The sequence below is a fragment of the Chlorobaculum parvum NCIB 8327 genome (assembly GCF_000020505.1).
GTDB lineage: Bacteria > Bacteroidota > Chlorobiia > Chlorobiales > Chlorobiaceae > Chlorobaculum > Chlorobaculum parvum_A.
Genome location: NC_011027.1, coordinates 718,285 through 740,974 on the forward strand (window position 1 = coordinate 718,285; position 22,690 = coordinate 740,974).

A 22,690-nucleotide genomic window follows, 5' to 3' on the forward strand; every position below is an offset into this window, starting at 1 on the left:
GACGGCCATCAGCCGCCGCCAGCGAAAACGAGGATTTCTACCTGGTCGTTATCCTGCAACATGACCGATGCGCGTTCATCCGCGCGGACGATGTTCTCGTTGACCACGACAGCCACCTTTTGCAATGCTGCGCACTCCAGCTTCAGCAGGTCGGCAACCGACGAGCCGGAGGGGAATTCGCGCTTTTCGCCGTTCAACGTGATGCGGATCATGGAGATAACGGGGGTCAGAAAATCCTGAAAAACTTAAAGATAATCAAAGAAACAAGAGCACAAAGATACACGTTCCCCGCCGGTCTCAAAATGGCGGATAGGGTTGATGGTGGGTGTTTTTCTCTTCCGGAATCGGGGAGGGGGCTCCTCACTAACCCCGGCTTGAAAGCCGGGGTAATGTGAATATAAGAGCTTCAAATGTCCGTCGGGTTAAAACCCGACTGAATTACAAGAGCGGTTTTTTCAAGCCTCGATGCCCTCGAAAAGCACCGTGCTGAGGTAGCGTTCGCCGGTGCTTGGAATGATGGCGACGATGGTCTTGCCTCGTGATTCCGGTCGTCGGCCTACCTCGATGGCTGCGTGAACCGCCGCGCCGGAGGAGATGCCGCAGAGGATACCCTCGCTTGCGGCCAGTGACCGCGCGGTCGAGATTGCGTCGTCGTCCGTCACCGTTACCACCTCGTCGATCAGTGACTGGTCGAGCACTTCGGGCACGAAGCCTGCTCCGATGCCCTGGATTTTGTGCGGGCCTGCCGCACCGCCGGAGAGCACTGGCGAGCCAGTCGGTTCGACGGCGATTGAGCGGAATCCAGGCTTGAGCGGTTTGATGAAGCGCGAGGTTCCGGTGATGGTTCCGCCAGTGCCGACGCCCGCCACGAGCATGTCAATCCGGCCTTCGGTGGCGTTCCAGAGCTCAGGGCCGGTGGTTGCCTGGTGGATTCTCGGGTTTGCGGGGTTGCGGAACTGACCGGGGTTGAAGCTGTTCTTTTCGGTTTCGACGATCCGCGCTGCCTCTTCAATCGCCCCCTTCATTCCCTGTGCGCCAGGGGTGAGCACCAGCTCCGCGCCGAGGTAGCGCAGCAGTTTGCGCCGTTCGACGCTCATGGTTTCGGGCATGGTGAGCAGCAGCTTGTAGCCGCGTTGGGCGCACACGAACGCCAGCGCGATGCCGGTGTTGCCGCTGGTCGGCTCGACGATGAGCGTCCGGGCGTCGATTTTGCCTTCCGCTTCGGCGGCCTCGATCATCGCCCTACCGATCCTGTCCTTGACGCTGCCGAGCGGATTGAAGAATTCGAGCTTGAGCAGCACGTCGGCTTCGAGCCCTTCGGCAAGCCGATTGAGCCGCACCAGGGGTGTGCCTCCGATTGTGCTGGTGATATTCGGGATGATAGCCATAGTCGTGAAAAATCAGATGGTTGCGAGAGCTTGCAGAAGATCCTGTTCAAGATCTTCCGCATTTTCGAGGCCGACCGACAGCCGCACGAGGTCGTCGGTACAGGCGCGGCGGTCACGCTCCTCCTGCGAGAGTGGCCCGAAGGTCATGCGTGCAGGGGAGGCGACGAGCGACTCCACGCCACCGAGGCTGTCGGCGATGACGAAGAGCTTCAGCGAGTTGAGCAGCTTGCTTGTTGCCGGAAGTCCACCTTTCAGCGCGATGGTTACCATACCACCGAAGCCGCTCATCTGGCTTTTCGCCAGCTCGTGCTGTGGGTGGGACGGCAGGCCGGGGTAGATGACGCGGCTCACCGCCGGATGCGCTTCGAGCGCCCGCGCCAGATGCAGGGCGCTTTTCTGGTGCTCCTCCATCCGGATTTTGAGCGTCTTCAGGCCGCGCAGTACCAGCCAGCAATCCCACGGTCCGGGCACCGCACCTGCCGCGCCTTGGTAGTTGCGAATCGTCTCGTGCAGCTCGTCGTCCGAGGTGACTACTGCGCCACCGATGACGTCGCTATGGCCGCCGAGATATTTGGTGGTGCTGTGCACCACGATGTGCGCGCCGAGGTCGAGCGGGCGCTGGAAATACGGACTTGCGAAGGTGTTGTCCACGGCGAGGATGATGCCGCGCTCGCGTGCCAGATTGGACAGCGCCCGAATGTTGGTGAGTTGCAGCAGCGGATTGGAGGGCGACTCGATCCAGATCAGCCGTGTCTCCGGGCGGATGCACTCGGCAAAGCTTTCGACCGCTTCGTTCGCCGCGTAGGTGGTTTCAACGCCCCACGGCCGCAAAAGCTGCTCGAAAATGCGGTAGCTGCCGCCGTAGACATCCATGCCCGACACGACGTGGTCACCCGGTTTGAGCACCTGCACGGCGGCCATCATCGCCGCCACGCCCGAGGCGAACGCCACACCGTGTTTGCCGTTTTCAAGCAGCGCGAGAGTGGATTCGAGTGCCGTGCGCGTCGGGTTGCCGATTCGTGAATAGAAATAGTCGTTGCGCTCTTCAAGCGACGGACGTCCGAAGGTCGAGGTCTGGAAAATCGGTACGCTCACCGAGCCTGTTTTCGGATCGGGACTTTGCCCGTCATGAATAGCGATGGTTTCGAAGTGCATAGCGAGTGTTACGGACAGTTACGCATCAAATTGTAGATCACATACCAAAAGACAAGGTAACGAGAATCACCGTTTCTGTCACGTGTTTTCCACTTGTGCTTGGCCTGTAATTTTTGGCGCTGGCGAGCGGAGGTTTCGCTGAAAAAAATGCAGGCTCCAGGCCGGGTTGTCGGCAGCCTGAAGCCTGGAACCTCTTGCCGATTGGCTTGAGGTTGTATGGAGCCGTGAGTCAGGGGATGACCGGCTCCGGTGGTGTGGAACTCGTAAAAGGTTACTCCGGCAAGGAACGGTATCTTTCTGGCTATCACGTCATATCATTCCTGAACTTTGGCAAGATTCCTGCCGCACTGCGCTCCATTCAGGAGCAGAAACCTCGCGGGTGTGCTTTCTTTCTTGCTCGGCTTGCCGGAAGTAACGGACAAACAAGGTTTAGCTGGCAGTGTTGAACTGAGGAGCGGTTTTGCTGCCGAACAGTTTGTGCTTCTTCATGTTGTACTGGAAGAAGAGGAAGCAGCCGACGCAGAATCCGCAGATGGCAATGAATGCAGCCAGCGCGACGATTCCGGACAGGATGTATCCGGTCAGGTCAGCATGGAAAAAGAAGGCGATCTGAGCCATACCGAGCAGGATCACGGCAATCGAATTGTTGAAGCGGGTCAGTTTCGGACTTTCGGTGTGGGCGGTTGCATTCCACTTTTTGAACAGGTGTGAACCGACGTAAAAGATCAGACTGGCCTTTTTGCCCCAGATCACGGCAGGAAGCATGAGAAAAAACAGGCCAGTAGTGATAAGCGGCTGCTGAAGGACGATAGCGAGAATGATGCCTACAAGGAGCAGATACCTGGTGAGGTTGATGATAGGCATCGGGATTCCGTTAGGGGTGCTGCTGGCTGTCATGGTCGTAGAGCGTTTGAGTTTGATGGATGCGTTCTGTCGATACTCTTGCTGCGCGCTTAACGATTGTTAAGTAAACAATTGTTAATATTTACTATTTTTCGACGATATCAAAAAACTTTTTTTCGTCTGTCTGATTTTCTGATTGTCGAATCTAATGTCAGCAAAGGGGATCGGGGTACTGATTTGAGATAAATTTAACAATCGTTAATTTTATTCCAAATTTTTTATGCTGACTTTTTGAAAAAAATTGCTGACGATTGTTTCACTGGGCTTGGTTCTTTTCCAGAAACGCTCAAGTTGTCGTTGGGCTTTTTTTCTGTCTTGGGACTGCCTATACTTGAAAAGTGTTGCTTTTATCGAGCTTTACGCAATCGTCTCAATGCTGCGATCATCATCCGAATCCCATTGTTTTTCAATCCCTTACACGATCAGAGTTAGTCGTCGGGCGAAGGCTGCGCGCCTGAGGCTGTCGCCGTATGAGGGGCTTATTGTTGTCGTTCCTACCGGTTTTGACAGGAAGCAGGTGCCGGCACTGATCGAAAGCAATAAAAAATGGATCGAGAAGGTGCAGCGAACCTTCGATGCACATCGTTTGGACGATACCGCTATGACCGGCCGCGTGCTGCCAGAGAGAATTGCGCTTGCCGGTATCGGTCAGTCGTGGAATATTGCCTATCGCCATGAGCCGCTTCAGAAACCGGGCATTCAGGTTTACGAAAAAGCTGGATTCGAAGTGGAGCTGGTTGGTGCGGTGGAAAATTCCCAACTGTGTCGTGAGGCTATCGAGGCCTGGCTCAAGCGCCAGGCAAAGCAGCATCTGGGGGCGCAGCTCATGAGCCTTGTTTCGGAGCACGGTTTTAGCGTTTCAGGCGTTTCGTTCCGGAAGCAGCGGAGCCGGTGGGGGAGCTGCTCGTCGAAAGGCCGGATCAGTCTCAATCTGAAGTTGCTTTTCCTGCCGCCTGAGCTGGTGCGTTACATCATGCTGCATGAGCTGTGCCATACGCTGCACATGAACCATTCGAAGCAGTTCTGGAGTACGGTGGCGCGGTTTGATCCGAACTGCGCGGAGCATGATCGCCGGATGAAGCACGCCTGGCGTTATGTGCCCGCGTGGTTCGCGATGAAGTAGCGTTGAGGTGTTTCAGGGTTTGCGATCTTCGAATCGCTGGTTCGGCATCGATTTGATGCCCGACATGACGAGCGAAGCAACAAATAGCAGCAGCCCAATGAGTAGCGAAAAGAGTGCCGTGGTGAGCCCTGGAGTGAGGCCGAACATGATTATGGTGATACCGCAGAGCGTTGTCCAGAGCAGGGCGATGGTGACGGCTTTGGCTTTGCTGATCGATCGCAGAAACGCGGGCGTGGCAGCTGTGGCTGCGCTTGATGCCGTCAGGAGCCAGTAGATCGGTTCATGCAGGAGGTGCCAGGTCTCGGAGCCCATTGCCATACGTTTTTTCTGTGATATTCCGGAAATGGAAGCCGGAGTACTACATTGTTACGAAGAGGAAAACTCTGATCATTTTCAGCCATGAATATAGGAATTCCACGAGAGATCAAGACCCTTGAGTCGAGGGTCGCCTGCACGCCTGCGGGTGTTCGTTCGCTTGTCGGCGCTGGCCACCGGGTGCTGGTCGAGTGCGGTGCTGGCGAGGCGAGCGGCTTCAGCGACGACAAGTACCGGCTTGCCGGTGCGGTGCTTGTCCAGCAGCCGGAAGAGGCCTGGAGCGCCGATCTGATCGTCAAGGTCAAGGAACCGCTGGAGGAAGAGTTCCGGTTTTTCAGGAAAGAGCAGATTCTGTTCACTTTCCTGCATCTGGCTGGCGTTCCCGGATTGGCCAAAGCGCTTGCTGCTGCGGGCGTGACGGCGATCGGCTACGAAACTGTCGAGGTCGGCGGACGGTTGCCGCTGCTGGCTCCGATGAGCGAGATTGCCGGCAAGATGAGCGTGCTGATGGGCGGCTACTATCTCTCGAAGCATCACGGTGGCATGGGGAAGCTGCTCGGCGGCGTGCCCGGCGTGCTCCCCGGCAGGGTGCTGGTGCTTGGCGGGGGAACTGCCGGGCTGAACGCCGCCCGCGCAGCAGCTGGTCTCGGGGCTGAAGTGACCGTCATGGAGGCCGATCAGGAGCGGATGCGCACGCTTGAATCGGTGTTGCCCTCCCAGGTGCATACGATCTACTCGAACGAGCAGCATCTCGAAGAACTGCTGCCTGAAACCGACCTGCTCATTGGCGCGGTGCTGCTTGCCGGAGCCAGTGCTCCGAAGCTCGTTACCCGGCAGATGGTTCAGGCGATGAAGCCTGGCGCTGTGCTGGTCGATATTGCCATTGATCAGGGAGGATGCATCGAGACATCGCGCCCGACCACCCATCACGATCCGGTGTTTGTGGAAGAGGGCGCAGTGCACTACTGCGTCACCAACATGCCAGCGGCCTATCCCGCAACCTCGACCGAAGCGCTGACCGGCGTGACGCTGCCTTACGTCAGGAGGCTCGCCGACCTGGGACTTGAAAGCGCGATGGTGGTGATGCCTGGGCTTGCCGGTGGGCTGAATGTGTGGGATGGCAAAATTGTGCAGCCTGCCGTGGCCGCATCGCTTGGCGTCGAGTGTGGAAAGAATCCTTTTGTGTGAAATAGCGATAAGTGTAGGGGCATCCCGACTTGTCGGGATGCCCACAAGTAACGTCGCTAAATTTTGTAGATCAGTTTCGTTGTTTTCTCAAGGCACCAGCAGGTTGAAGCCTGTGGCCTTGTCCGGTACTCTCCTCGCTTCGGTGCCGAGCAGTTCGACCAGAATGACTTCCATCACATGCCAGGTTTTGACGCCGTTGCGAACGCAGCCCGTGACGGTGTTTTCCTCCCGTCCGCAAGCCATGTGGAGGTGCAGTACCGGATTGTCGGCTTCGTCAGGAAAGATGGTGCCGGTGCCCACAATTTCATGCGTGTCGTACAGGTCGAGCGTCATCGGATTGACCGGAAATGCTCGGCTCTCTTCCGGGCCAACGACCAATTGGCTCCCTTTGTCCGCTCCCCCCACAACGTTCACCCAGGCGCGAAGGATGGCTTTCGCCTTTGCAAATCGCTCGATCTCTTCGTGAAGGATATCGCCATCTTCAAGCCTGATGACGAACACCCGTCCTTGTGTCGCTTCCGAGTATTTCATGGTCTATAAGTTGAAGAAATTTAATTCCTTGGGCTTTTTTCCCGTTGTCGTCAGTCTGCTGAAAAATAGCGATTTGGATGCTTCCGTCAATAGTTTCAGCTCTGCTCTCGATTTGGCGGATTCAGGCGCCAGAGGCTCCAGTTCAGGTAGGTTGCCAGAATGCACCAGCAGAAATACGGAACCAGCAGCGCTCCCGCAAGTGGGTTGGTCAGGAAAAAAAGCAACAGGATGAGGACAAGCGTCACATCCATGAACAGCAGGTCGAGGAGGGCGGCAAGGATTTTCTTCTTGCCGAAAAAGATCGACGTCCACGAAAATCCTGCCAAAAAGTGAACCACCAGCAGCGGAATCGCCACGGTGAGCCAAGGCTTTGTCGGGGTGCGAAAATAGACGATCAGGGCGGCGGCGATCAGCGCGTACAAGGTCAACCAGACCGGCCAGAACACCTTTTTCGGCGGCGTGAATTTCGGTTTGACCAGCCCGTCATACCAGCTCTGCATGTTTCCCTCCCTTTTCCCGCAACAATGCCATGCAGCCGCAAATGGTTCCGAAGCATGTAGTTGCCGTCAGGGGTTGAAGGTGATCTGCAGGTTGTTGTCTTCAGCCTCCGTCATGGTGTAGGTGCCTTTTCTGCGGATGTTCAGACCCTTTTGAGCAGCCTCGGGAATCATGCGTCCCGCAATTTCATCGGCCTCCGCAGTTTCGCACTCGGTGTTGAAGAAGAGGTCGAGTGCATTGGGATCAGTCGCGTCGAACTGCAAGAGGAAGTCGTTGTGATTGATGAAGACCAGGTCTTCATAAGCGTAGGTGACCTCGTGGCCGAGAGTCTCGATCAGCGTCATAACGTCTCCCAGCGGGCGTAACGGGGCTTGTTCCATGGTTATCAGAGGTTCGGTTTTTGTTTGCTCCAGTTGCGTATTCTAACGCAGAAGTTGTTATATTTGTTTAATAAATAAGATATTATTTATTTTTTGCCTAAAAAAATAAGTCAATTATTTACAATAATGTAGGAAAAAGGGGGTTTTATGGCCGGTAGTGCATTTGAAACATGGGAAAAGGTGCTCGAATATGCGTCGGTGCCTCTGCACGGAACCATGTCGAGGAAAATCAGGAAAGGGGTGAAGTTGCAGATTAACGAAGGTACGGTCTATGAAAATGCCGTGCTGTTCATCAGCGATCTTTTCCTTCGCGTGACCGAGGATTCAGCGAAAACGTCGGTCAACACCTACTACAATATCGATTCGATTGCGAGCATCAGAACCTACAGCACCAAGGAAGCCTGAGGTTTTAATCCTTACAGGACTTATAGGTCGTCCAAGACTATAAGTCCTGTAAGAAATGATCTTTCCAGCCTTATTTTTTCTTTTCCCGTTCCACGCTTGCTACGAACTCTTTTGGGCGTCCTTCGGCGGGTAGGCCGAGGATAGCTCTGGCGTGGTCAAGAGCGTCGTCGATGTTGCCGAAGATGTTCTCCTCGCCAATTTCGTCCGCCAGGCCGTACTGCTGCATCGCGAAGAGCGGTTGCACGTGAACGCCGGAGAGGATGAGTTTCGTGTCCGATTTCCGGCAATCGTTGACCAGCTCTTTGAGCATGTTCAGGCCGGTGGCGTCGATGCTCAGCACCTTGCGCATGCGGATGATGCGGATTGCCGGCGGTTTTCCGATGACGTGCATGGCATCCTTGAATTTCGAGGCCGCGCCGAAAAAGAACGGGCCGCTGATTTCGAACACATCGACGCCGTCCGGAATGGTTCTGGTGATGATGGTGTTCGGGTCAGCCTCCTCCTCGACATCCTTCAGTTCGCCGGTGATGACGCCGACGTTGGTGAGGTTTGCCATCCGGTTCATGAACAAAATGACCGAAAGCAGCATGCCGATTTCGATGGCTATGGTCAGGTCGAAAATCACCGTCAGGAAAAAGGTGGTCAGCAGCACGGCCACGTCACTTTTCGGACTTTTGAGCAGTTGACGGAAAATGTGCTGCTCGCTCATGTTCCACGCCACCACAATCAGGATTGCGGCCAAGGTTGGCATCGGAATCAGCTTGGCCCAGGAGCCGAACACCAGCATGATCGCCAGTAGCGTGATGGCGTGCACGATGCCTGCAATCGGTGTGCGGCCGCCGTTTTTGATGTTGGTTGCCGTCCGGGCGATGGCTCCGGTGACGGGAATGCCTCCGAAGAGCGGTGAGACGATGTTGGCCACGCCTTGGGCAACGAGCTCCATGTTCGATTTGTGCCTTCCACCAATCATCCCATCGGCTACAACGGCCGAAAGCAGCGCTTCGATCGCGCCCAGCATGGCGATGGTTGTGGCGGGCATGATGAGATGCCGGATCGTGCCGAGGTCAAGCGACGGTACGGACGGGGCAGGAATCGAGGCTGAAATATCGCCGAAGCGCGTTTCGATGGTATCGACATCGAGATGCAGCATTCTGACAGCCACGGTGGTGACGATGAGCGCAATCAGTGGGCCGGGGATTTTTGTCGAAACCTTCGGCCAGAAGATGATGATGAAGAGCGCCGTCAGGCCGATTGCCAGTGTTTCGGGGCTGACGGTCGGCAGTGCGGTAAAGTAGGCGGCCCATTTGTCGATGAAGTGCGCCGGAACCGAAGCCATCTGCAGGCCGAGAAAATCCTTCACCTCGCTGGAGAAGATGATGACCGCAATGCCGCTGGTGAAGCCGACCACCACCGGGTATGGGATGAACTTGATGAGCGAGCCGAGCTGCGACAGCCCCATGATGATGAGAATCACACCGGCCATGAAGGTTGCGATCATCAGGCCGTTCAGGCCGTACTGCTGCACGATGCCGTACAGGATGACGATGAAAGCGCCGGTCGGCCCACCGATCTGCACGCGGCTGCCGCCCAGGAACGAGATGAGGAATCCGCCGATAACGGCGCTGATGAGCCCTTTTTCAGGCGAGACGCCCGAGGCGATGGCGAACGCGATGGCAAGCGGCAGGGCCACGATGCCGACAAGAATTCCGGAAACGATGTCCCGGCCGAGCTGCTCTTTGGTCAGCTCTGGAAGAACAGTGATAAGCTTGGGTTTGAACATTGCAGAGATTGACATGCGGGAACCGCAAAAAAGTTATTGCGCGTCTCGATTGCTGCGTTGGATGGTGCTCGAAATCCTCACGTACTTCTCAGTCCGCTTCAGCTTCTTCGCTCCATCCGCCTTGCTCTCAAGTCACTTATGGCTCTTGTTAGTGGCTCCCATGTGAAGGAACGGCAGCTCTCTGCCCAGGCTTTTGTAAGGCGGTTCTGTTGCGCCGGTTATAACGCCGTAAGCCCGGAAGTCCGAGACGCTCCGGGATGAAAGGGTAATCGTTATGTCGATGCAACAGAGCCTGCAAAGCCCAGCAGGAACTGTCAACAGTGCTTCAATGTATCATTTTGCCGGAAAAATCAACGCCCTTAACCACAAACTCGTCAAGGTATTTGTTCATTTGCCTTTCCGTTGCTAAAATGAAGCCAAGTATCATCCCGTCGTGGTTTGTCAAAGGATCATCAGCTACACCGCCTCTGGCTTCAGCCACTTGTTTCCGGGCATCAGTTGAGACTGTTCGGAGGGTATTGCCGTAGAGTTATTTCGTCCTTCTCCAGGTTTTTGACCAAGGTGCTGCATGCATCACTATGATTTTCTCGGGCAACTGGTACTGATCGGTACCCTTGCCATAGCCACCATTCTGCTGTTCCAGAGGATCCGCATTCCTCCGGTGATCGGTCTGATTTTCACGGGCATCATGCTCGGCCCTACGGGGTTCGGTGTGGTCAGCGACAGCGGATTGATTTCGATCCTCGCCGAGCTGGGTGTGGTGCTGCTGCTTTTTACCATCGGGCTGGAGTTTTCGCTCGACGACATGAAGAAGCTCCAGAAGATTGTTTTTGCGGGAGGTCTGGCACAGGTGATGCTGACCGGGATGATTATAGCCGCGCTGGCTTTCTGGCTGCTGGAGGCGATTGGAAAAAAGATCAGCATCCAAGAGGCGATTGTGCTCGGTTTTTCCTTTTCGGTAAGCAGTACCGCCTTGTGCCTGAAGATTCTCTCCGACCGCGATGAACTCAGCTTCGAGCACGGCAAGATTGCGCTCGGCATCCTGATTTTTCAGGACATGGCCATTGTGCCACTCATGATCGGCTTGACGTTTCTGACGCCCGGTAAGGTCATTTCGCCCGAAGCGACCTTTCAGGAGGTGGCGCTGCTGCTGCTGTTCGCCATCGGTATGTTCGGCGGATTCCGGCTTCTGATGCCGAGGATCGTGCGGATGATTACCGAGCTTCATGCCGGGGAGGTGCTGGTGCTCGGTGCGCTGGTGCTTTGCTTCGGTGCTGCGTGGCTTGCTTCGCTCATCGGCCTGTCGCTGGCACTCGGCGCGTTCATGGCCGGCATGGTGATTGCCAGCACCGACGGAAGCCACCGCATCAGCAGAACCATCGATCCCTTCCGCGAAGCACTGACCAGCATCTTTTTTGTGTCGGTCGGGCTCCTGCTCGATGTGAACATGATCGAGCTTCCGTGGCTGATCGGTGTGGCTCTCGTTGTGCTACTCGTCAAAGGCATCGTCATGACGGGCATTTCGATGGCTCTCGGCTTTTCAACGAGGGTGAGCCTGATGTCGGGCATGGTGCTGGCCCAGATTGGTGAGTTCTCGTTCGTGCTGGCCGGATCGGCAAAGAATACGGGGCTGCTCGACCAGCACATGTTTCAGTTGATGCTGACCATCATCGTCGTCACCATGATCGTTACGCCTGCGCTGATCTCGGCGGCTCCGGCATTTGCCGCGCAGATGGCTCCTGTGTTCAGGTTCATGCCGCTGATGCCCGAGCCGAAACCGAAACAGCCGACGCGCACCACGACAAGCTCAATCGCCTGCAAGGGTGAAATTCATGCGGTCATTATCGGCTACGGTCTGATCGGCCGGAATGTGGCCGCCGTGATGAACGCCACCAACCTGCTCTACACGGTGCTCGACACCAACCGCAAGGTGGTCAGCACCATGCGCCGCAAAGGTGAACCGCTTTTTTTCGGCGACTGCACAGAGCGCAAATCGTTGCTTCGTGTCGGTACCGACCACTGTCGCTCCGTGGTGATCTGCATTCCCGAGATCGAGGCGGCTATTCAGTGCATCCGTCAGGTGCGCATCATCAACAGTGAAGCCTTCATCATCGTCCGTGCACGCTCGTTCCAGTCCGCTTCGCAGTTCTACAGAGCCGGAGCCGATGCGGTCGTGACCGAGATTTTCGAAACCTCGATTCAGATGTTTTCCGAGTTGCTCAGGCATTTCAAAGTCGATCCCGAAACCATCTTCGAGCAGCAGGAGATCATCCGGCGTGAGGGCGGCAAGCTGTTTCTGGAGCCGACAGCTGAATCCTCCGCTTCCTCCAGCAAAAACGGCAAACCCGCTGGACGCAAGTCACCTGTGCCGCCAAAGCCCGCCAGCGATCAGCCACGGTCGTAAGCGGTTTTTGCTTCCGGTTCTGACGTTTGCTCTCGCTTGACTGCTGATGAAAAAAGCGTGAAAAAAGCCTTTTTTCTCTACATTGAGGGTGTAGCGTGCTTGCAAAGTTCTTGTGAACTTCACTTTTCGGGACTATGAGCAGTTATTCTGAACCCTCTTCAGAAAAATTCAGGGCATACCGGCAGAAGCTTTTCAATCAGCTCGAAAGCTCAACAAAAGGCGAGCGAAACCGGGCGGAGTACGAGCTCGATCTGATGGAGAAAAGCCATTTTGTCGAAGTCGGTGGACTGTTGCACCACTATCACGATTCAGGTTCGGAACAGCCGCGCGGCACGGTGCTGCTCATTCATGGATGGGATTGCTGGTGGATGTGGTGGCATCACATTATCCGCGCGCTTAATGCTGAGGGGTACCGGACGATTGCGTACGATATGAAGGGGCACGGCTGGTCGGAAAACGATCCGGAAAACCGTTACCAGATCGACGACTTCGCCAGAGATCTGGACGGATTGGTCAGAGCTATCGGTCTGGAAGCCTTCCATGTCGCCGCGTTTTCATTCGGGCCGTTCGTGGCGCTCGACTATGCCCATCGCTATCCGAATAGCGTGCAGTCGATGACCTTTTTCAACTTCGGATATCTGCCGAACAACGAAGTCATTTCGAAGGTTGCACCTGTAACTCTCAACTTTATTTTCAACCAGATGATGCGCAAGCTCACCTGGTGGCTTCCGGCCTACATGTTCGCCCGCCTTGCGCTGTCAAAGAATTCGATCATGATGCACGACATCAACGTCGGCTTTGAAAGCCTCGGGCTGTGCGCTTCAGAAGCCATCGAGCAGACGACCCGTCAGATCACGGCGCTTGAAACCACCGAGATGTTGCCAGAAAAGGTGCGCGCGCTCAAGGTTCCGGTCTTGTTCGTGGCGGGGGAGGGGGATGGTATCATGAGGTGCGAGAACGCCCGGAAGTTACAGGAAATAGCCGAGTCTGGCACTTACCTCTGCGTGCCCGATTGCGGTCACCTCATTACGCTCGAACTGCCGGAAACGGCCTCGGAGATTATTCTCGGGCACATCAGTCAGCAGCGGTAAGCATCCGGTCGACCTCCCGTACAGCCTGGATGAAACTCGTGATTTTGCGGGCGTCCTTGATGCCTGGTGCCGATTCCACGCCGCTGGCCGTATCGACGCCCCACGGATTGATGAGGCGAACCGCGTCGGCCACATTTTCCGGGTTCAGTCCCCCCGCAAGCAGCGCCCAGCCTATGTCGCGCGTCTGTTCGAAAAGCATCGAAGCGGTCGATGATTCGATGGTTTTGCCCGTGCCGCCAGCCATTTCGGGACTGAACGCATCGAAGAGAAACCCCCGGCAGCCGGTCTGTTTCGCGTAGGTTCTGACCTCATTGACGCTGAAGCCGGGGCCGGGACGGAAGACGCGGATCACCTTCGTTCCATGAATTCTCATCGTTGCTTCTGCCCCGTACTCATCCGAATGCAGCTGTGCGATCTGCAGGCCGCAGTAGCGACACAGTTCGTTAATCTCTTCAGCGGATTGCTCCACGAAAATGCCGACCGGGGCGACCAGCGGCGGAAGTGCGGCGATGATCTCCCGGGCTGTGTCGGGGCTGACGAGCCGGGGGCTCTTTTTGCTGAAATTGAAGCCGAGTGCGTCGGCTCCGGCAAGGGCAGCCGTTAGGGCGTCTTCAGCGCGGGTGATACCGCAAATCTTGATTCTGGTCATAAAACGTTCTGTGGAGTTCAGCGGTCAAGGTCAAAACGAAAGGTAAAAAAAGCGCTGCAAAAACCTGTCGCTCCGGTTCAGCAATGTTCGAGCACAAATGGGGCTCCGGTTTCATGCGGGATCGAGTTGTGTTTTCGCCGATTTATCCTTATAATTCAAGCCGTTTATGACGGGGCATTCCGTCAATAATGGGGCGTCGCCAAGTGGTAAGGCATCGGCCTTTGGAGCCGACATTCGCAGGTTCGAATCCTGCCGCCCCAGCAAACTCATGCGCCGGGTCAAGCACCGCTCAGCAGCGGGCAAACCGGTTCAACGACTGGATTCCGCCTGCCATGTACTGCCTCGCAGCTCTGTTCGCCTCGTTTCGGAAGCATTTCGGACAAAGCGCAGCGTGCTCCGTCGGAGTCACCATCCCTCTCTTTTGCCCGTACAGATTTGTCACACACAGCCTTGTTGATTCATGAAAGCACTTGACCCGAGCCCAATCGCCGCCGCATTTCGTGATGCCGTCCGCCGGGAGATCAGCGATGAAAAGCTGAGCATCAATATCGTCGGCATTCTGGCCTCCGATGATCCCGCATCGGCAACCTACGCAGACTACACTCGGGCGGGGTGTGAGGATGTCGGCATCAGCTTCGATCTGCGCAAAACCAGTCCCGAATCGGTCAGGAACATGCTTGAATCGGCCAATGCGGATTCAGACGTTCACGGCATTTTCGTCTATTATCCGATCTGGGGCGACAGCCGCGATGCCGAGCTTCGTGACCTGATTTCGCCGCACAAGGATGTCGAGGGGCTCTGTCCGCACTGGATCAGCAAGCTCTACGCCAACGAGCGTTTCGACGATGAGGCGCGAAAGTTCAAGGCGATTCTGCCCTGCACACCGCTGGCCATCCTCAAGCTGCTCGAAGAGACCGAGGCCTACATTCCCTACGGCTTGCCGTTCGGCGGTCAGCAGATCACCATTTTCAACCGTTCGGAAGTGGTCGGCAGGCCGCTCGCCTACATGCTCTCAAACGACGGTGCGAGGGTCTATTCGTTCGACATCGACGGCGGCTTCGTGGTTGATGTCAACGATCCCGGCCACGAGCGCGTGCCAGTTACCCGCGAGGAGGCGTTGAGACAGTCGGACATCGTGATTACCGGCGTGCCTTCAAAAGTGTTCGACAAGATCAAAGCCGATGAGCTGAAGTCGGGCGCAGTTTGCCTGAACTTCTCTTCAATCCAGAATTTCGAGCCGGATGCCAAGGAATCGGCCGGGCTCTACATTCCGAGGGTCGGCCCCATGACGGTGGCCATGTGCATGCGCAACGCCCTGCAACTCTATCGCAACTACCATCATGAAGCCTGACGGTACGCTTGAATCGACCACCATTGCCGCCTACCTCGGTCGGCTCGCCAGCGGTGATCCCACGCCGGGTGGTGGGGCGGCAGCGGCAGTGACGGCCGCACAGGGCGTCGCTCTGCTCTCGATGGTCTGCAACCTGACACTCGGCAAGAAGAGGTTCGCCGACGTCGAGGATGAAGTTCAATCGATTCTCGAAACGTGTGAAACGGCCCGCCGCCAGATGCTCGTTCTCGGCGACCGAGACATGGAGGTGTTCGGCGCGATCATGGAGGTTTACAGGCTGCCGAAAACGACGCCCGAAGAGACCGAGGCTCGCAGTGCCGCCATCCAGGCTGCGCTGAAGGCCAGCTCCGAAGTGCCGTTCGAGCTTTTCAAGCGGTGCCAAGCTCTGCGGCCTCTTGCTGATCGCCTTGAACAGATCGGTAATCCCAACGTACTCAGCGATGTGATCGTCGGTCGCCACCTGCTGATTGCAGGCATGCTGAGCGCCAGGGCCAACGTCGAGGTTAACCTCGACGGCATTGATGATGCCGAGTTCTGTGAGGCGAAGCGTACGGTCATGCAGCAGGCGCTCGACGGGCTTGGCGAAAGCTGCCAAGGCTTGGTGGGGAGATAATCAGATCGGTCAGATCAGACGCATCCGACCGATCTGTCTGATTTTTCAAACACAAAAAAAAGCCGCCTTGAAAAAGGGCGGCTTTTTTGCGTTGATCCGGCGAAAAACCGCAGATCAGTAGCGGTAGTGTTCCGGCTTGTAGGGGCCTTCGACCGGTACGCCGATGTAGTCGGCCTGTTCCTTTGACAGGGTGGTCAGCTTGACGCCGATCTGTCCGAGGTGCAGGCGGGCGACCTCTTCGTCGAGGTGCTTCGGCAGGCGATAGACGTCCACGTCGTAGTTGTTTTTCCAGAGCTCGATCTGGGCGAGGGTCTGGTTGGTGAAGGAGTTGCTCATTACGAACGACGGGTGGCCGGTGGCGCAGCCGAGGTTCACCAGGCGGCCTTCAGCGAGCAGGTAGATGCAGCGGCCGTCTTCGAAGACGTACTTGTCAACCTGCGGCTTGATGTTGATTCTAGTGGCACCTTTGAAGTTGTTGAGCGCATCGACCTGGATTTCGTTGTCGAAGTGGCCGATGTTGCAGACGATCGCTTCGTCCTTCATCTTCTTCATGTGCTCGAGGGTGATCACATCCTTGTTGCCGGTGGTGGTGACGTAGATGTTGCCCTCTTCGAGCGCCTCTTCGATCGTGGTGACCTGGAAGCCCTCCATGGCGGCCTGCAGTGCGCAGATCGGGTCGATTTCGGTGACGATCACGCGGGCGCCGTAGGAGCGCATCGAATGGGCGCAACCTTTGCCGACGTCGCCGTACCCGAGCACGACGGCAACCTTGCCGGCGATCATGACGTCAGTGGCGCGTTTGATACCGTCGGCCAGCGATTCACGGCAGCCGTAGAGGTTGTCGAATTTCGACTTGGTGACCGAGTCGTTGACGTTGATGGCAGGGAAGAGCAGCTCGCCTTTTTCCATCATCTGGTACAGACGGTGCACGCCGGTGGTGGTCTCTTCGGAGACGCCCTTCATACCTGCGGCGACCTTGTGCCAGCGCTGGTTGTCTTCTGCGAAGACCTCTTTGAGCTGGGCGAAGAGCGCCCTCTCTTCGGCGTTGCCCGGAGTTTTGTCGAGCATCGACGGATCGTTCTCGATCTTGTAGCCGAGGTGGATCATGAGGGTGGCGTCACCGCCGTCATCGACGATGAGGTTCGGGCCGAGCCCGCCTTCGAACTCGAGGATCTGGCGGGTGCACCACCAGTACTCGTCGAGGGTCTCACCCTTCCAGGCGAACACCGGAACACCGGCGGCGGCAATGGCAGCGGCGGCGTGGTCCTGCGTCGAGAAGATGTTGCAGCTCGCCCAGCGCACGTCGGCGCCGAGTTCGACGAGTGTCTCGATCAGGACGGCGGTCTGGATGGTCATGTGCAGCGAACCGGCGATGCGAGCACCTGCGAGCGGTTTCTTGCCTTCGTATTTCTTGCGCGTAGCCATCAGGCCCGGCATCTCTTTTTCAGCGATTTCGATCTCTTTGCGGCCCCATTCGGCAAGCGAAATATCGGCCACTTTGTAGTCGAGCACTGCTGCTTCTGTTGTCATGATGTCAGCGTGTTTTTCAGTTTTTTCGGAATAGAAGAAAGCCTCCGGGACGCAAATCCACAGAGGCTTTCAGAGGGTTTCGGATCAGAGGCCGAAAGCTGCTTTCAGCTCGGCAACCTTCTCGGTCTTCTCCCACGGGAACTGTTCGCGACCGAAGTGGCCGTAAGCAGCCGTGTCGCGATAGCACCAGCCGTGCGGACGGTCGAGGTTGAAGCGACGGATGATGGCCAGCGGGCGAAGATCGAAGATCGCCTCGGCTTTCTCCTGGATCTGCGAGTCGCTCAAGCCGTGCTTGCCGGTGCCGTGGGTGTTGATGTAGATCGAGACCGGGCGGGCAACGCCGATGGCGTAAGAGACCTGCACGGTGCACTTGTCGGCAAGGCCGGCAGCCACGATGTTCTTGGCAACGTGGCGAGCTGCGTAGGCTGCGCTGCGGTCGACCTTCGACGGGTCTTTACCGCTGAATGCGCCGCCGCCGTGCGGAGCTGCGCCGCCGTAGGTGTCGACGATGATCTTGCGGCCGGTCAGACCGGTATCACCGTGAGGGCCACCGATTTCAAAGCGGCCGGTCGGGTTGATGTGGAACTTGGTGTTCTCATCGATCAGCTCGGCGGGGATCACCTTGCGGATGACGTTCTCGATGATGTCGTTCTTGATGACCTCCTGGAACTCGGCCTCGCTCATGCCTGCCGGTTCGGGATCGTGCTGGGTCGAGACGACCACGGCGTCAACGCGGAGCACCTTGTCGTTCTCGTCGTATTCGAGCGTCACCTGGCTCTTGGAGTCGGGACGGAGGTAGGTCATGATCTTGCCCTCCTTGCGGATTTCGGCAAGCAATCTGACCAGCTCCTGGGCGTACTGGATGGCCGCAGGCATCAGCTCCGGGGTATCAGTGCAGGCGTAACCGAACATCATGCCCTGGTCGCCAGCGCCGACGCGGTCGAACTCGTCTTCGATCTCTTCCTTGCGATCAACGCCGCGGTTGATATCGGGCGACTGCGAGTGCAGGGCCGAGAGTACGCCGCAGGAGTTGGCATCGAACATGTATTCGCCCTTGGTGTAGCCGATTTCAGTAATGGTCTTGCGGGCGATCGTCTGGATATCGACGATACCTTTGGTGGTTACCTCGCCACCGACGATCACCTGACCGGTGGTGACGAAGGTTTCGCAGGCAACGCGAGAGTTGGGGTCCTGTTTGATGAACTCATCCAGCACGGCATCGGAGATCTGGTCGGATACCTTGTCCGGATGACCTTCTGAAACTGATTCTGAGGTAAAGAAATACCTTGAATGTGACATAGTTTCCCTTTCGGTTATGGTTGAGAGAACGACAAGAACAACAGGCGTTCTGCAGGGCTGCCGAAAAGGAGAATTCGTGAGGGGGAATGTCGTGAAACGACAGACTGGACACGGGACGCCTTCCGGCAAGCTCTGGGGACGAATCCTGCACAAGAGCTTTTGGCACCGTGTCCATAGATAATGGGGATGCCGAAAAAATTAACCACAAAATGTACGCAATCAGAAAATGCGATGCAACCCAAATGTGATACCCGGCACAAGATTGTGGCTGTTTTGCAGCTTTGACAGAAGAAGGAGGAAGAGAACAGGCGCGATAATAAAAGCTGGTAACCGGAGCTTAAAAGTGTTAGCATGAACGTAACACTACAGTTGCCGAGTGGTTGGATGCAATGCTCTATTTTCCGGTATTCTCTTTGCATGCCAGCTTCTTGTGTGATGGCTCTGTTCAGTAAATGGTGATTGTGCTTATGACCTTTGCCCGTTTCTTCCGAAAAGCTGCGCCACTGTTCGTGCTGTTCATGCTGCTGGGGCAGGCGACGCTGTGGGCCGAGCCCTGGAAGTTCGGCGTGATGGGCGATACGCAGTGGACGACCGCCGACCCTGCCGGAGAAAATCCCTCCACAGTTCCGGTTTCCATCATCGAGCAGATCAACCGGCAGTTCATGAAAGCTGGGGTGAAATTCGTCATTCAGGTCGGCGACCTGAGCGATGATGGCCGCGAGGTATCCGAAGAGGTGCGGCTTGAGGCTGCCCGGCCGCTGATCGATGCCGGTATCGGCTTTTTTGCTTTCCGGGGAAACCACGAGGCTCGAAGCGCTGACAACGGTTACGGTGCTCCCGGTTTCAGGAAGCGTTATCCCCAGACCCGCGATGGCGCGTTCGAGACGCGAAGCGGGCGGCGCTATGTGATCGGCTCGAACTTCAGCAGTCCGGTGCAGGTGAGCCGTGAACTTGACGGGTTGAGCTACTCGTTCGACTGCGGCGAAGGCAAGGAACGGACGCGTTTTGTCATCATCGACAACTGGCCTGTTCCCGGCAGGGTCGTGCCCAATACGACCCATTACCCATCCGGTTACACCATCGCCGATCAGCAGCCGTGGATCAGTGCTCGGCTTGATCGGAGCAAGCGCGGCGCGCCGCACGCGTTTGTCTTTTCCCATCAGCCGCTCATCGGCCAGAACCATCAGGATACGCTTTTCAGCGGGCGTGCCGACGAGCATCCCGACTGGCAGAACGCTTTCTTTTCAAGCCTGCACAGTAATGGTATCCGCCTTTTCATCTGTGGTCACGACCATCTCCACCAGCGCGCGATCATCCACAGTCCCGACGGCAAATCTCAGGTCGAGCAACTCATCGCAGCTTCGGTTAGCAGCAAGTTCTACACGCCCAAACCGGCAACCCATCCCGGATGGCGTGGTCAGAAAAATCGCGAGATTTCCATTTCGCAGGAGCTTTCTGCGGTCGGTTACTATATTGTCACCATTGACGGTCCAAAGGTCACGGTCGACTACTACGCCGATGATCACGGTGGCTGGCAGTCTGATGCCGCCTATCCGCAAGGCGTTGGACGCCCGGATACCGGCAGAACACCGACGTTCCATTTTGTTCTGAAAGAGCGCTGGAGTTATACGCTCGATGATGGAGAGTTTTTTCCCCGAGTCAGCCCAAAAGCGCTGACTGAGCAGTTCCGAAACTGATAGCCACAACCGCGATGCGCGGTGCAAAGATCAGGTGGAGATGAGCAATCATGTTGCTGCATAAAGCCAAAGTCCTGGTGCTCAATGCGAGCTACGAGCCTCTGAGCATCTGCGATGCGAGGAATGCCGTGCTGCTGCTTTTTGGCGGCAAGGCCATGGTGGTGGCAAGCCATCCGGAGCATCGTATTCGCACGGTCAGCGAGAGCTTTCCGCTGCCGAGCATCGTGCGCCTGACAGTGTACGTTCGGGTGGAGTATCGCCACGCGGTGCTGAGCCGGAAAAACATCTTCAGGCGGGACGGCTACCGCTGTCAGTACTGCGGCAGAAATGACCTTCAGTTGACGCTTGATCACGTCATTCCGAAGTCCAGAGGCGGGGAAGACCGGTGGGATAACCTGATTACAGCCTGCAAACCGTGCAATACGCTCAAGGGCAACCGGACGCCGACCGAGGCAGGTATGACCATGTTGCAGAAACCATTCCGACCGAGCCACATCGCCCTGATGCGGCAGCATTTCCTCTCGATTTCCGACGACTGGAAACCCTACCTTTTTATGAGCTGACCGGCCGGTTCGTGTCTTCCGGCTGCGGGGTCATTTCATCCGGATTTCCGAATAATCACCGATATTCAGCTCGTGTCCCATGGCCGTGACGATGGCGTGATTGCCGATGATCGAACGGTCGAGCATAATGTCGCTGACGTGCGATTTCTGTCCGATAATCGAGTTCATGATGATGGCATCCTTGACGACGACATGCTCGGCGATGGTGGTGTTCGGCCCGATGATGGCGTTGGAAACCGAGGCGCTCTCTGCGATGAAAACCGGCGGGTTGATGATGCAGCCAGGTAGTGATTTTGTCTGGTTATTCTTCTTCAGCAAAACCTCGTTGGTTTCAAGGAGCGTTTCCGGTTTTCCGCAATCGTACCACCCCTGCACCGGAAAGGTCGAAAAAACCTCGCCAAGGTCGATCAGATGCTGCAAAGCATCGGTGAGCTGAAACTCGCTTTTGGTCGTGATGTTGTGTTCAATGATGTGCTCGATGCTGCTGAACAGTGCTCCGGCATTCTGAAGATAATAGAGTCCGACAAGGGCGAGATTGCTGACTGGCTGTTCCGGTTTTTCGACGAGTTTGGTGATCCGTTCGCCTTCGGTGATCGCTACGCCGAAACGTCTGGGGTCTTCAACCTCCTTGACACCCAGCGTTGATACGTCGCTTTTCAGTACCGGCGCAAGATCGACATCAAAAATGGTATCGCCGAGAATGATGAACAGCGGTTCGTCATCGACGCAATAGGGTTTGCAAAGGTGGACGGCATGAGCCAGACCGAGCTGTTTCGACTGAACCACGAAGGTCATCTTGATCGAATAACGTGATTTGAGGTGCTGTTCGATCTTGTCGCCGAGATAACCGACGATAATAATCGCTTCATCGATGCCTGACTCGATGAGCTTGTCCATGATATGATCGATGATCGGTTTGCCAGCCACATTGAGCAGTACTTTCGGCTGCGAAAAGGTATGAGGGCGCAACCGGCTACCGATGCCGGCAACGGGGATGATGGCTTTCATATCAAGGAAAGGGAAGCGTTAAAGAATATATGCTTCTAACGTACTCTAATTTTTTGAAATTGTCGAATCTTAGACCGTTGGTAACCCTTGTTTCAAAGGCGCGAACAGGTGCGCTGAAAAGCCGCGCACATCATGTTTCTCCGGAGCTTTTTTAGTGTCTCAGGGCTCCTCATGATGGTTGTCTGACTCCGTTGTGATTTGCCGTGTGACAACATGGTGAATTGGTCATGGAAAAAAGCTGCAATGGCTTATCTTTTGCACAGGTTGACCGGTCTGTGTTCGACTGGTTTTCCGGTTTTTCCGAAATCAACAGCTCTTTTTCTGCATCGCCATGGCCAACGGATCGGGAAAAATAACCGCAGTACAGTCGGGTGTGTTGCCTATTGCCGGCGATATGGTCGTGCTGATTACGACGCGTAGTTCCGGCCGCTGGATCATTCCCAAGGGCTATGTTGAAAAAGGGATGACGCCCCACGAGTCGGCAGCCAAGGAGGCCTGGGAAGAGGCGGGGATCGTCGGCAAGGTCGAGCCTGAGCCGATCGGGACCTATTCCTACCGACGCCCGTCAGGCATGTTTGCGGTGAAGGTCTATCCACTCGAAGTTGAATCGTTACTCGAACGCTGGGAGGAGATGCATGTTCGCGAACGCCGCGTAGTCACTCCTGCCGAAGCCATCGACATGGTTTGCAACAAGGAGCTCGCGCAGATCCTTTCTTCCTTTTTCCACCTTTCGCTTTAGCCCCCGGCGCTCTACTGTCTTCTCTATTTGTTATGTTTCGTGACATTATGTAGTAATCAGGGGCTCTTATCAGCAAATTA

General features: G+C 56.2%; 24 protein-coding genes and 1 tRNA gene. 11 read left to right on the forward strand and 14 right to left on the reverse strand.

Translation table 11 applies throughout. The features are described from left to right. Nucleotides 1–8 precede the first annotated feature (8 nt). From thiS to CPAR_RS03440, 4 genes are all read right to left on the reverse strand, one after another. Nucleotides 9–212, reverse strand: a complete 204-nt coding sequence (gene thiS, locus CPAR_RS03425) for a sulfur carrier protein ThiS (RefSeq protein ID WP_012501924.1) — start codon at nt 210–212, stop codon at nt 9–11. 243 nt (nt 213–455) lie between these two features. Next, nucleotides 456–1,388, reverse strand: a complete 933-nt coding sequence (gene cysK / locus CPAR_RS03430; protein WP_012501925.1) for a cysteine synthase A — start codon at nt 1,386–1,388, stop codon at nt 456–458. A 12-nt stretch (nt 1,389–1,400) separates the two neighbouring features. Beyond that, a complete protein-coding gene (locus CPAR_RS03435; protein ID WP_012501926.1) occupies nt 1,401–2,543 on the reverse strand; it encodes a trans-sulfuration enzyme family protein in 1,143 nt (380 codons plus the stop codon). Between the two features lie 429 nt (nt 2,544–2,972). Next, nucleotides 2,973–3,440, reverse strand: coding sequence for a DUF4395 domain-containing protein (locus CPAR_RS03440; RefSeq protein WP_012501927.1), 468 nt, complete (start codon nt 3,438–3,440; stop codon nt 2,973–2,975). 379 nt (nt 3,441–3,819) lie between these two features. Here CPAR_RS03440 and CPAR_RS03445 point away from each other — a divergent pair, with 379 nt between their 5' ends. Continuing rightward, on the forward strand, nt 3,820–4,569 hold the full coding sequence (locus CPAR_RS03445; RefSeq protein WP_012501928.1) for a M48 family metallopeptidase: 750 nt from the start codon (nt 3,820–3,822) through the stop codon (nt 4,567–4,569). Nucleotides 4,570–4,581: 12 nt separating this feature from the next. Here CPAR_RS03445 and CPAR_RS03450 read toward each other — a convergent pair whose 3' ends face one another. Continuing rightward, on the reverse strand, nt 4,582–4,887 hold the full coding sequence (locus CPAR_RS03450; protein ID WP_012501929.1) for a hypothetical protein: 306 nt from the start codon (nt 4,885–4,887) through the stop codon (nt 4,582–4,584). 81 nt (nt 4,888–4,968) lie between these two features. Between CPAR_RS03450 and ald the strand changes: the two genes are divergently transcribed. Beyond that, nucleotides 4,969–6,072 (forward strand): alanine dehydrogenase, encoded by a 1,104-nt coding sequence (ald, locus tag CPAR_RS03455; protein WP_012501930.1) that lies wholly within the window; start codon nt 4,969–4,971, stop codon nt 6,070–6,072. 87 nt (nt 6,073–6,159) lie between these two features. Here ald and CPAR_RS03460 read toward each other — a convergent pair whose 3' ends face one another. The 3 genes from CPAR_RS03460 to CPAR_RS03470 form a co-directional block, all read right to left on the reverse strand. After that, on the reverse strand, nt 6,160–6,603 hold the full coding sequence (locus CPAR_RS03460) for a PPC domain-containing DNA-binding protein (RefSeq protein WP_012501931.1): 444 nt from the start codon (nt 6,601–6,603) through the stop codon (nt 6,160–6,162). Between the two features lie 95 nt (nt 6,604–6,698). After that, nucleotides 6,699–7,103, reverse strand: coding sequence for a TspO/MBR family protein (locus tag CPAR_RS03465; protein WP_012501932.1), 405 nt, complete (start codon nt 7,101–7,103; stop codon nt 6,699–6,701). Between the two features lie 66 nt (nt 7,104–7,169). Next, nucleotides 7,170–7,481 carry a hypothetical protein gene (locus CPAR_RS03470; RefSeq protein WP_012501933.1) on the reverse strand — a complete coding sequence of 104 codons (312 nt, stop codon included), beginning with the start codon at nt 7,479–7,481 and terminating at the stop codon, nt 7,170–7,172. 147 nt (nt 7,482–7,628) lie between these two features. On the opposite strand from CPAR_RS03470, the gene CPAR_RS03475 reads away from it, so the two are divergent. Next, entirely contained in the window at nt 7,629–7,886 is a 258-nt protein-coding gene (locus CPAR_RS03475; protein ID WP_012501934.1) for a hypothetical protein, read from the forward strand. Nucleotides 7,887–7,956: 70 nt separating this feature from the next. On the opposite strand, the gene CPAR_RS03480 is transcribed toward CPAR_RS03475, so the two are convergent. Together CPAR_RS03480 and CPAR_RS10960 are read right to left on the reverse strand one after the other, a co-directional pair. Continuing rightward, entirely contained in the window at nt 7,957–9,666 is a 1,710-nt protein-coding gene (locus tag CPAR_RS03480; protein ID WP_012501935.1) for a SulP family inorganic anion transporter, read from the reverse strand. Nucleotides 9,667–9,991: 325 nt separating this feature from the next. Continuing rightward, nucleotides 9,992–10,147 (reverse strand): hypothetical protein, encoded by a 156-nt coding sequence (locus CPAR_RS10960; RefSeq protein ID WP_156773363.1) that lies wholly within the window; start codon nt 10,145–10,147, stop codon nt 9,992–9,994. Between the two features lie 87 nt (nt 10,148–10,234). On the opposite strand from CPAR_RS10960, the gene CPAR_RS03485 reads away from it, so the two are divergent. After that, nucleotides 10,235–12,070, forward strand: coding sequence for a cation:proton antiporter (locus CPAR_RS03485; RefSeq protein WP_012501936.1), 1,836 nt, complete (start codon nt 10,235–10,237; stop codon nt 12,068–12,070). A gap of 134 nt (nt 12,071–12,204) precedes the next feature. Continuing rightward, nucleotides 12,205–13,161, forward strand: a complete 957-nt coding sequence (locus CPAR_RS03490; protein WP_012501937.1) for an alpha/beta fold hydrolase — start codon at nt 12,205–12,207, stop codon at nt 13,159–13,161. On the opposite strand, the gene CPAR_RS03495 is transcribed toward CPAR_RS03490, so the two are convergent. Beyond that, on the reverse strand, nt 13,145–13,810 hold the full coding sequence (locus CPAR_RS03495) for a phosphoribosylanthranilate isomerase (protein ID WP_012501938.1): 666 nt from the start codon (nt 13,808–13,810) through the stop codon (nt 13,145–13,147). The genes CPAR_RS03490 and CPAR_RS03495 overlap by 17 nt on opposite strands. A gap of 189 nt (nt 13,811–13,999) precedes the next feature. On the opposite strand from CPAR_RS03495, the gene CPAR_RS03500 reads away from it, so the two are divergent. From CPAR_RS03500 to CPAR_RS03510, 3 genes are all read left to right on the forward strand, one after another. Beyond that, nucleotides 14,000–14,071, forward strand: a tRNA-Gln gene (locus CPAR_RS03500). 199 nt (nt 14,072–14,270) lie between these two features. Continuing rightward, a complete protein-coding gene (locus tag CPAR_RS03505) occupies nt 14,271–15,161 on the forward strand; it encodes a bifunctional methylenetetrahydrofolate dehydrogenase/methenyltetrahydrofolate cyclohydrolase (protein ID WP_012501939.1) in 891 nt (296 codons plus the stop codon). After that, nucleotides 15,151–15,774: a cyclodeaminase/cyclohydrolase family protein gene (locus tag CPAR_RS03510; protein WP_012501940.1), complete on the forward strand. Its 624-nt coding sequence runs from the start codon at nt 15,151–15,153 to the stop codon at nt 15,772–15,774. The genes CPAR_RS03505 and CPAR_RS03510 overlap by 11 nt, the downstream gene beginning before the upstream one ends. Nucleotides 15,775–15,888: 114 nt before the next feature. Here CPAR_RS03510 and ahcY read toward each other — a convergent pair whose 3' ends face one another. Then, nucleotides 15,889–17,304, reverse strand: a complete 1,416-nt coding sequence (gene ahcY / locus CPAR_RS03515) for an adenosylhomocysteinase (protein ID WP_012501941.1) — start codon at nt 17,302–17,304, stop codon at nt 15,889–15,891. Between the two features lie 84 nt (nt 17,305–17,388). Then, nucleotides 17,389–18,603 (reverse strand): methionine adenosyltransferase, encoded by a 1,215-nt coding sequence (gene metK / locus CPAR_RS03520; protein ID WP_012501942.1) that lies wholly within the window; start codon nt 18,601–18,603, stop codon nt 17,389–17,391. Nucleotides 18,604–19,070: 467 nt separating this feature from the next. On the opposite strand from metK, the gene CPAR_RS03525 reads away from it, so the two are divergent. Both CPAR_RS03525 and CPAR_RS03530 read left to right on the forward strand, forming a co-directional pair. Further along, nucleotides 19,071–20,300 carry a metallophosphoesterase family protein gene (locus CPAR_RS03525; RefSeq protein ID WP_156773466.1) on the forward strand — a complete coding sequence of 410 codons (1,230 nt, stop codon included), beginning with the start codon at nt 19,071–19,073 and terminating at the stop codon, nt 20,298–20,300. Between the two features lie 50 nt (nt 20,301–20,350). Further along, on the forward strand, nt 20,351–20,863 hold the full coding sequence (locus CPAR_RS03530) for an HNH endonuclease (protein WP_012501944.1): 513 nt from the start codon (nt 20,351–20,353) through the stop codon (nt 20,861–20,863). Between the two features lie 30 nt (nt 20,864–20,893). On the opposite strand, the gene CPAR_RS03535 is transcribed toward CPAR_RS03530, so the two are convergent. Continuing rightward, nucleotides 20,894–21,871: a sugar phosphate nucleotidyltransferase gene (locus CPAR_RS03535; protein WP_012501945.1), complete on the reverse strand. Its 978-nt coding sequence runs from the start codon at nt 21,869–21,871 to the stop codon at nt 20,894–20,896. 331 nt (nt 21,872–22,202) lie between these two features. Here CPAR_RS03535 and CPAR_RS03540 point away from each other — a divergent pair, with 331 nt between their 5' ends. Next, nucleotides 22,203–22,610: an NUDIX hydrolase gene (locus tag CPAR_RS03540; protein WP_012501946.1), complete on the forward strand. Its 408-nt coding sequence runs from the start codon at nt 22,203–22,205 to the stop codon at nt 22,608–22,610. Nucleotides 22,611–22,690: the final 80 nt, after the last annotated feature.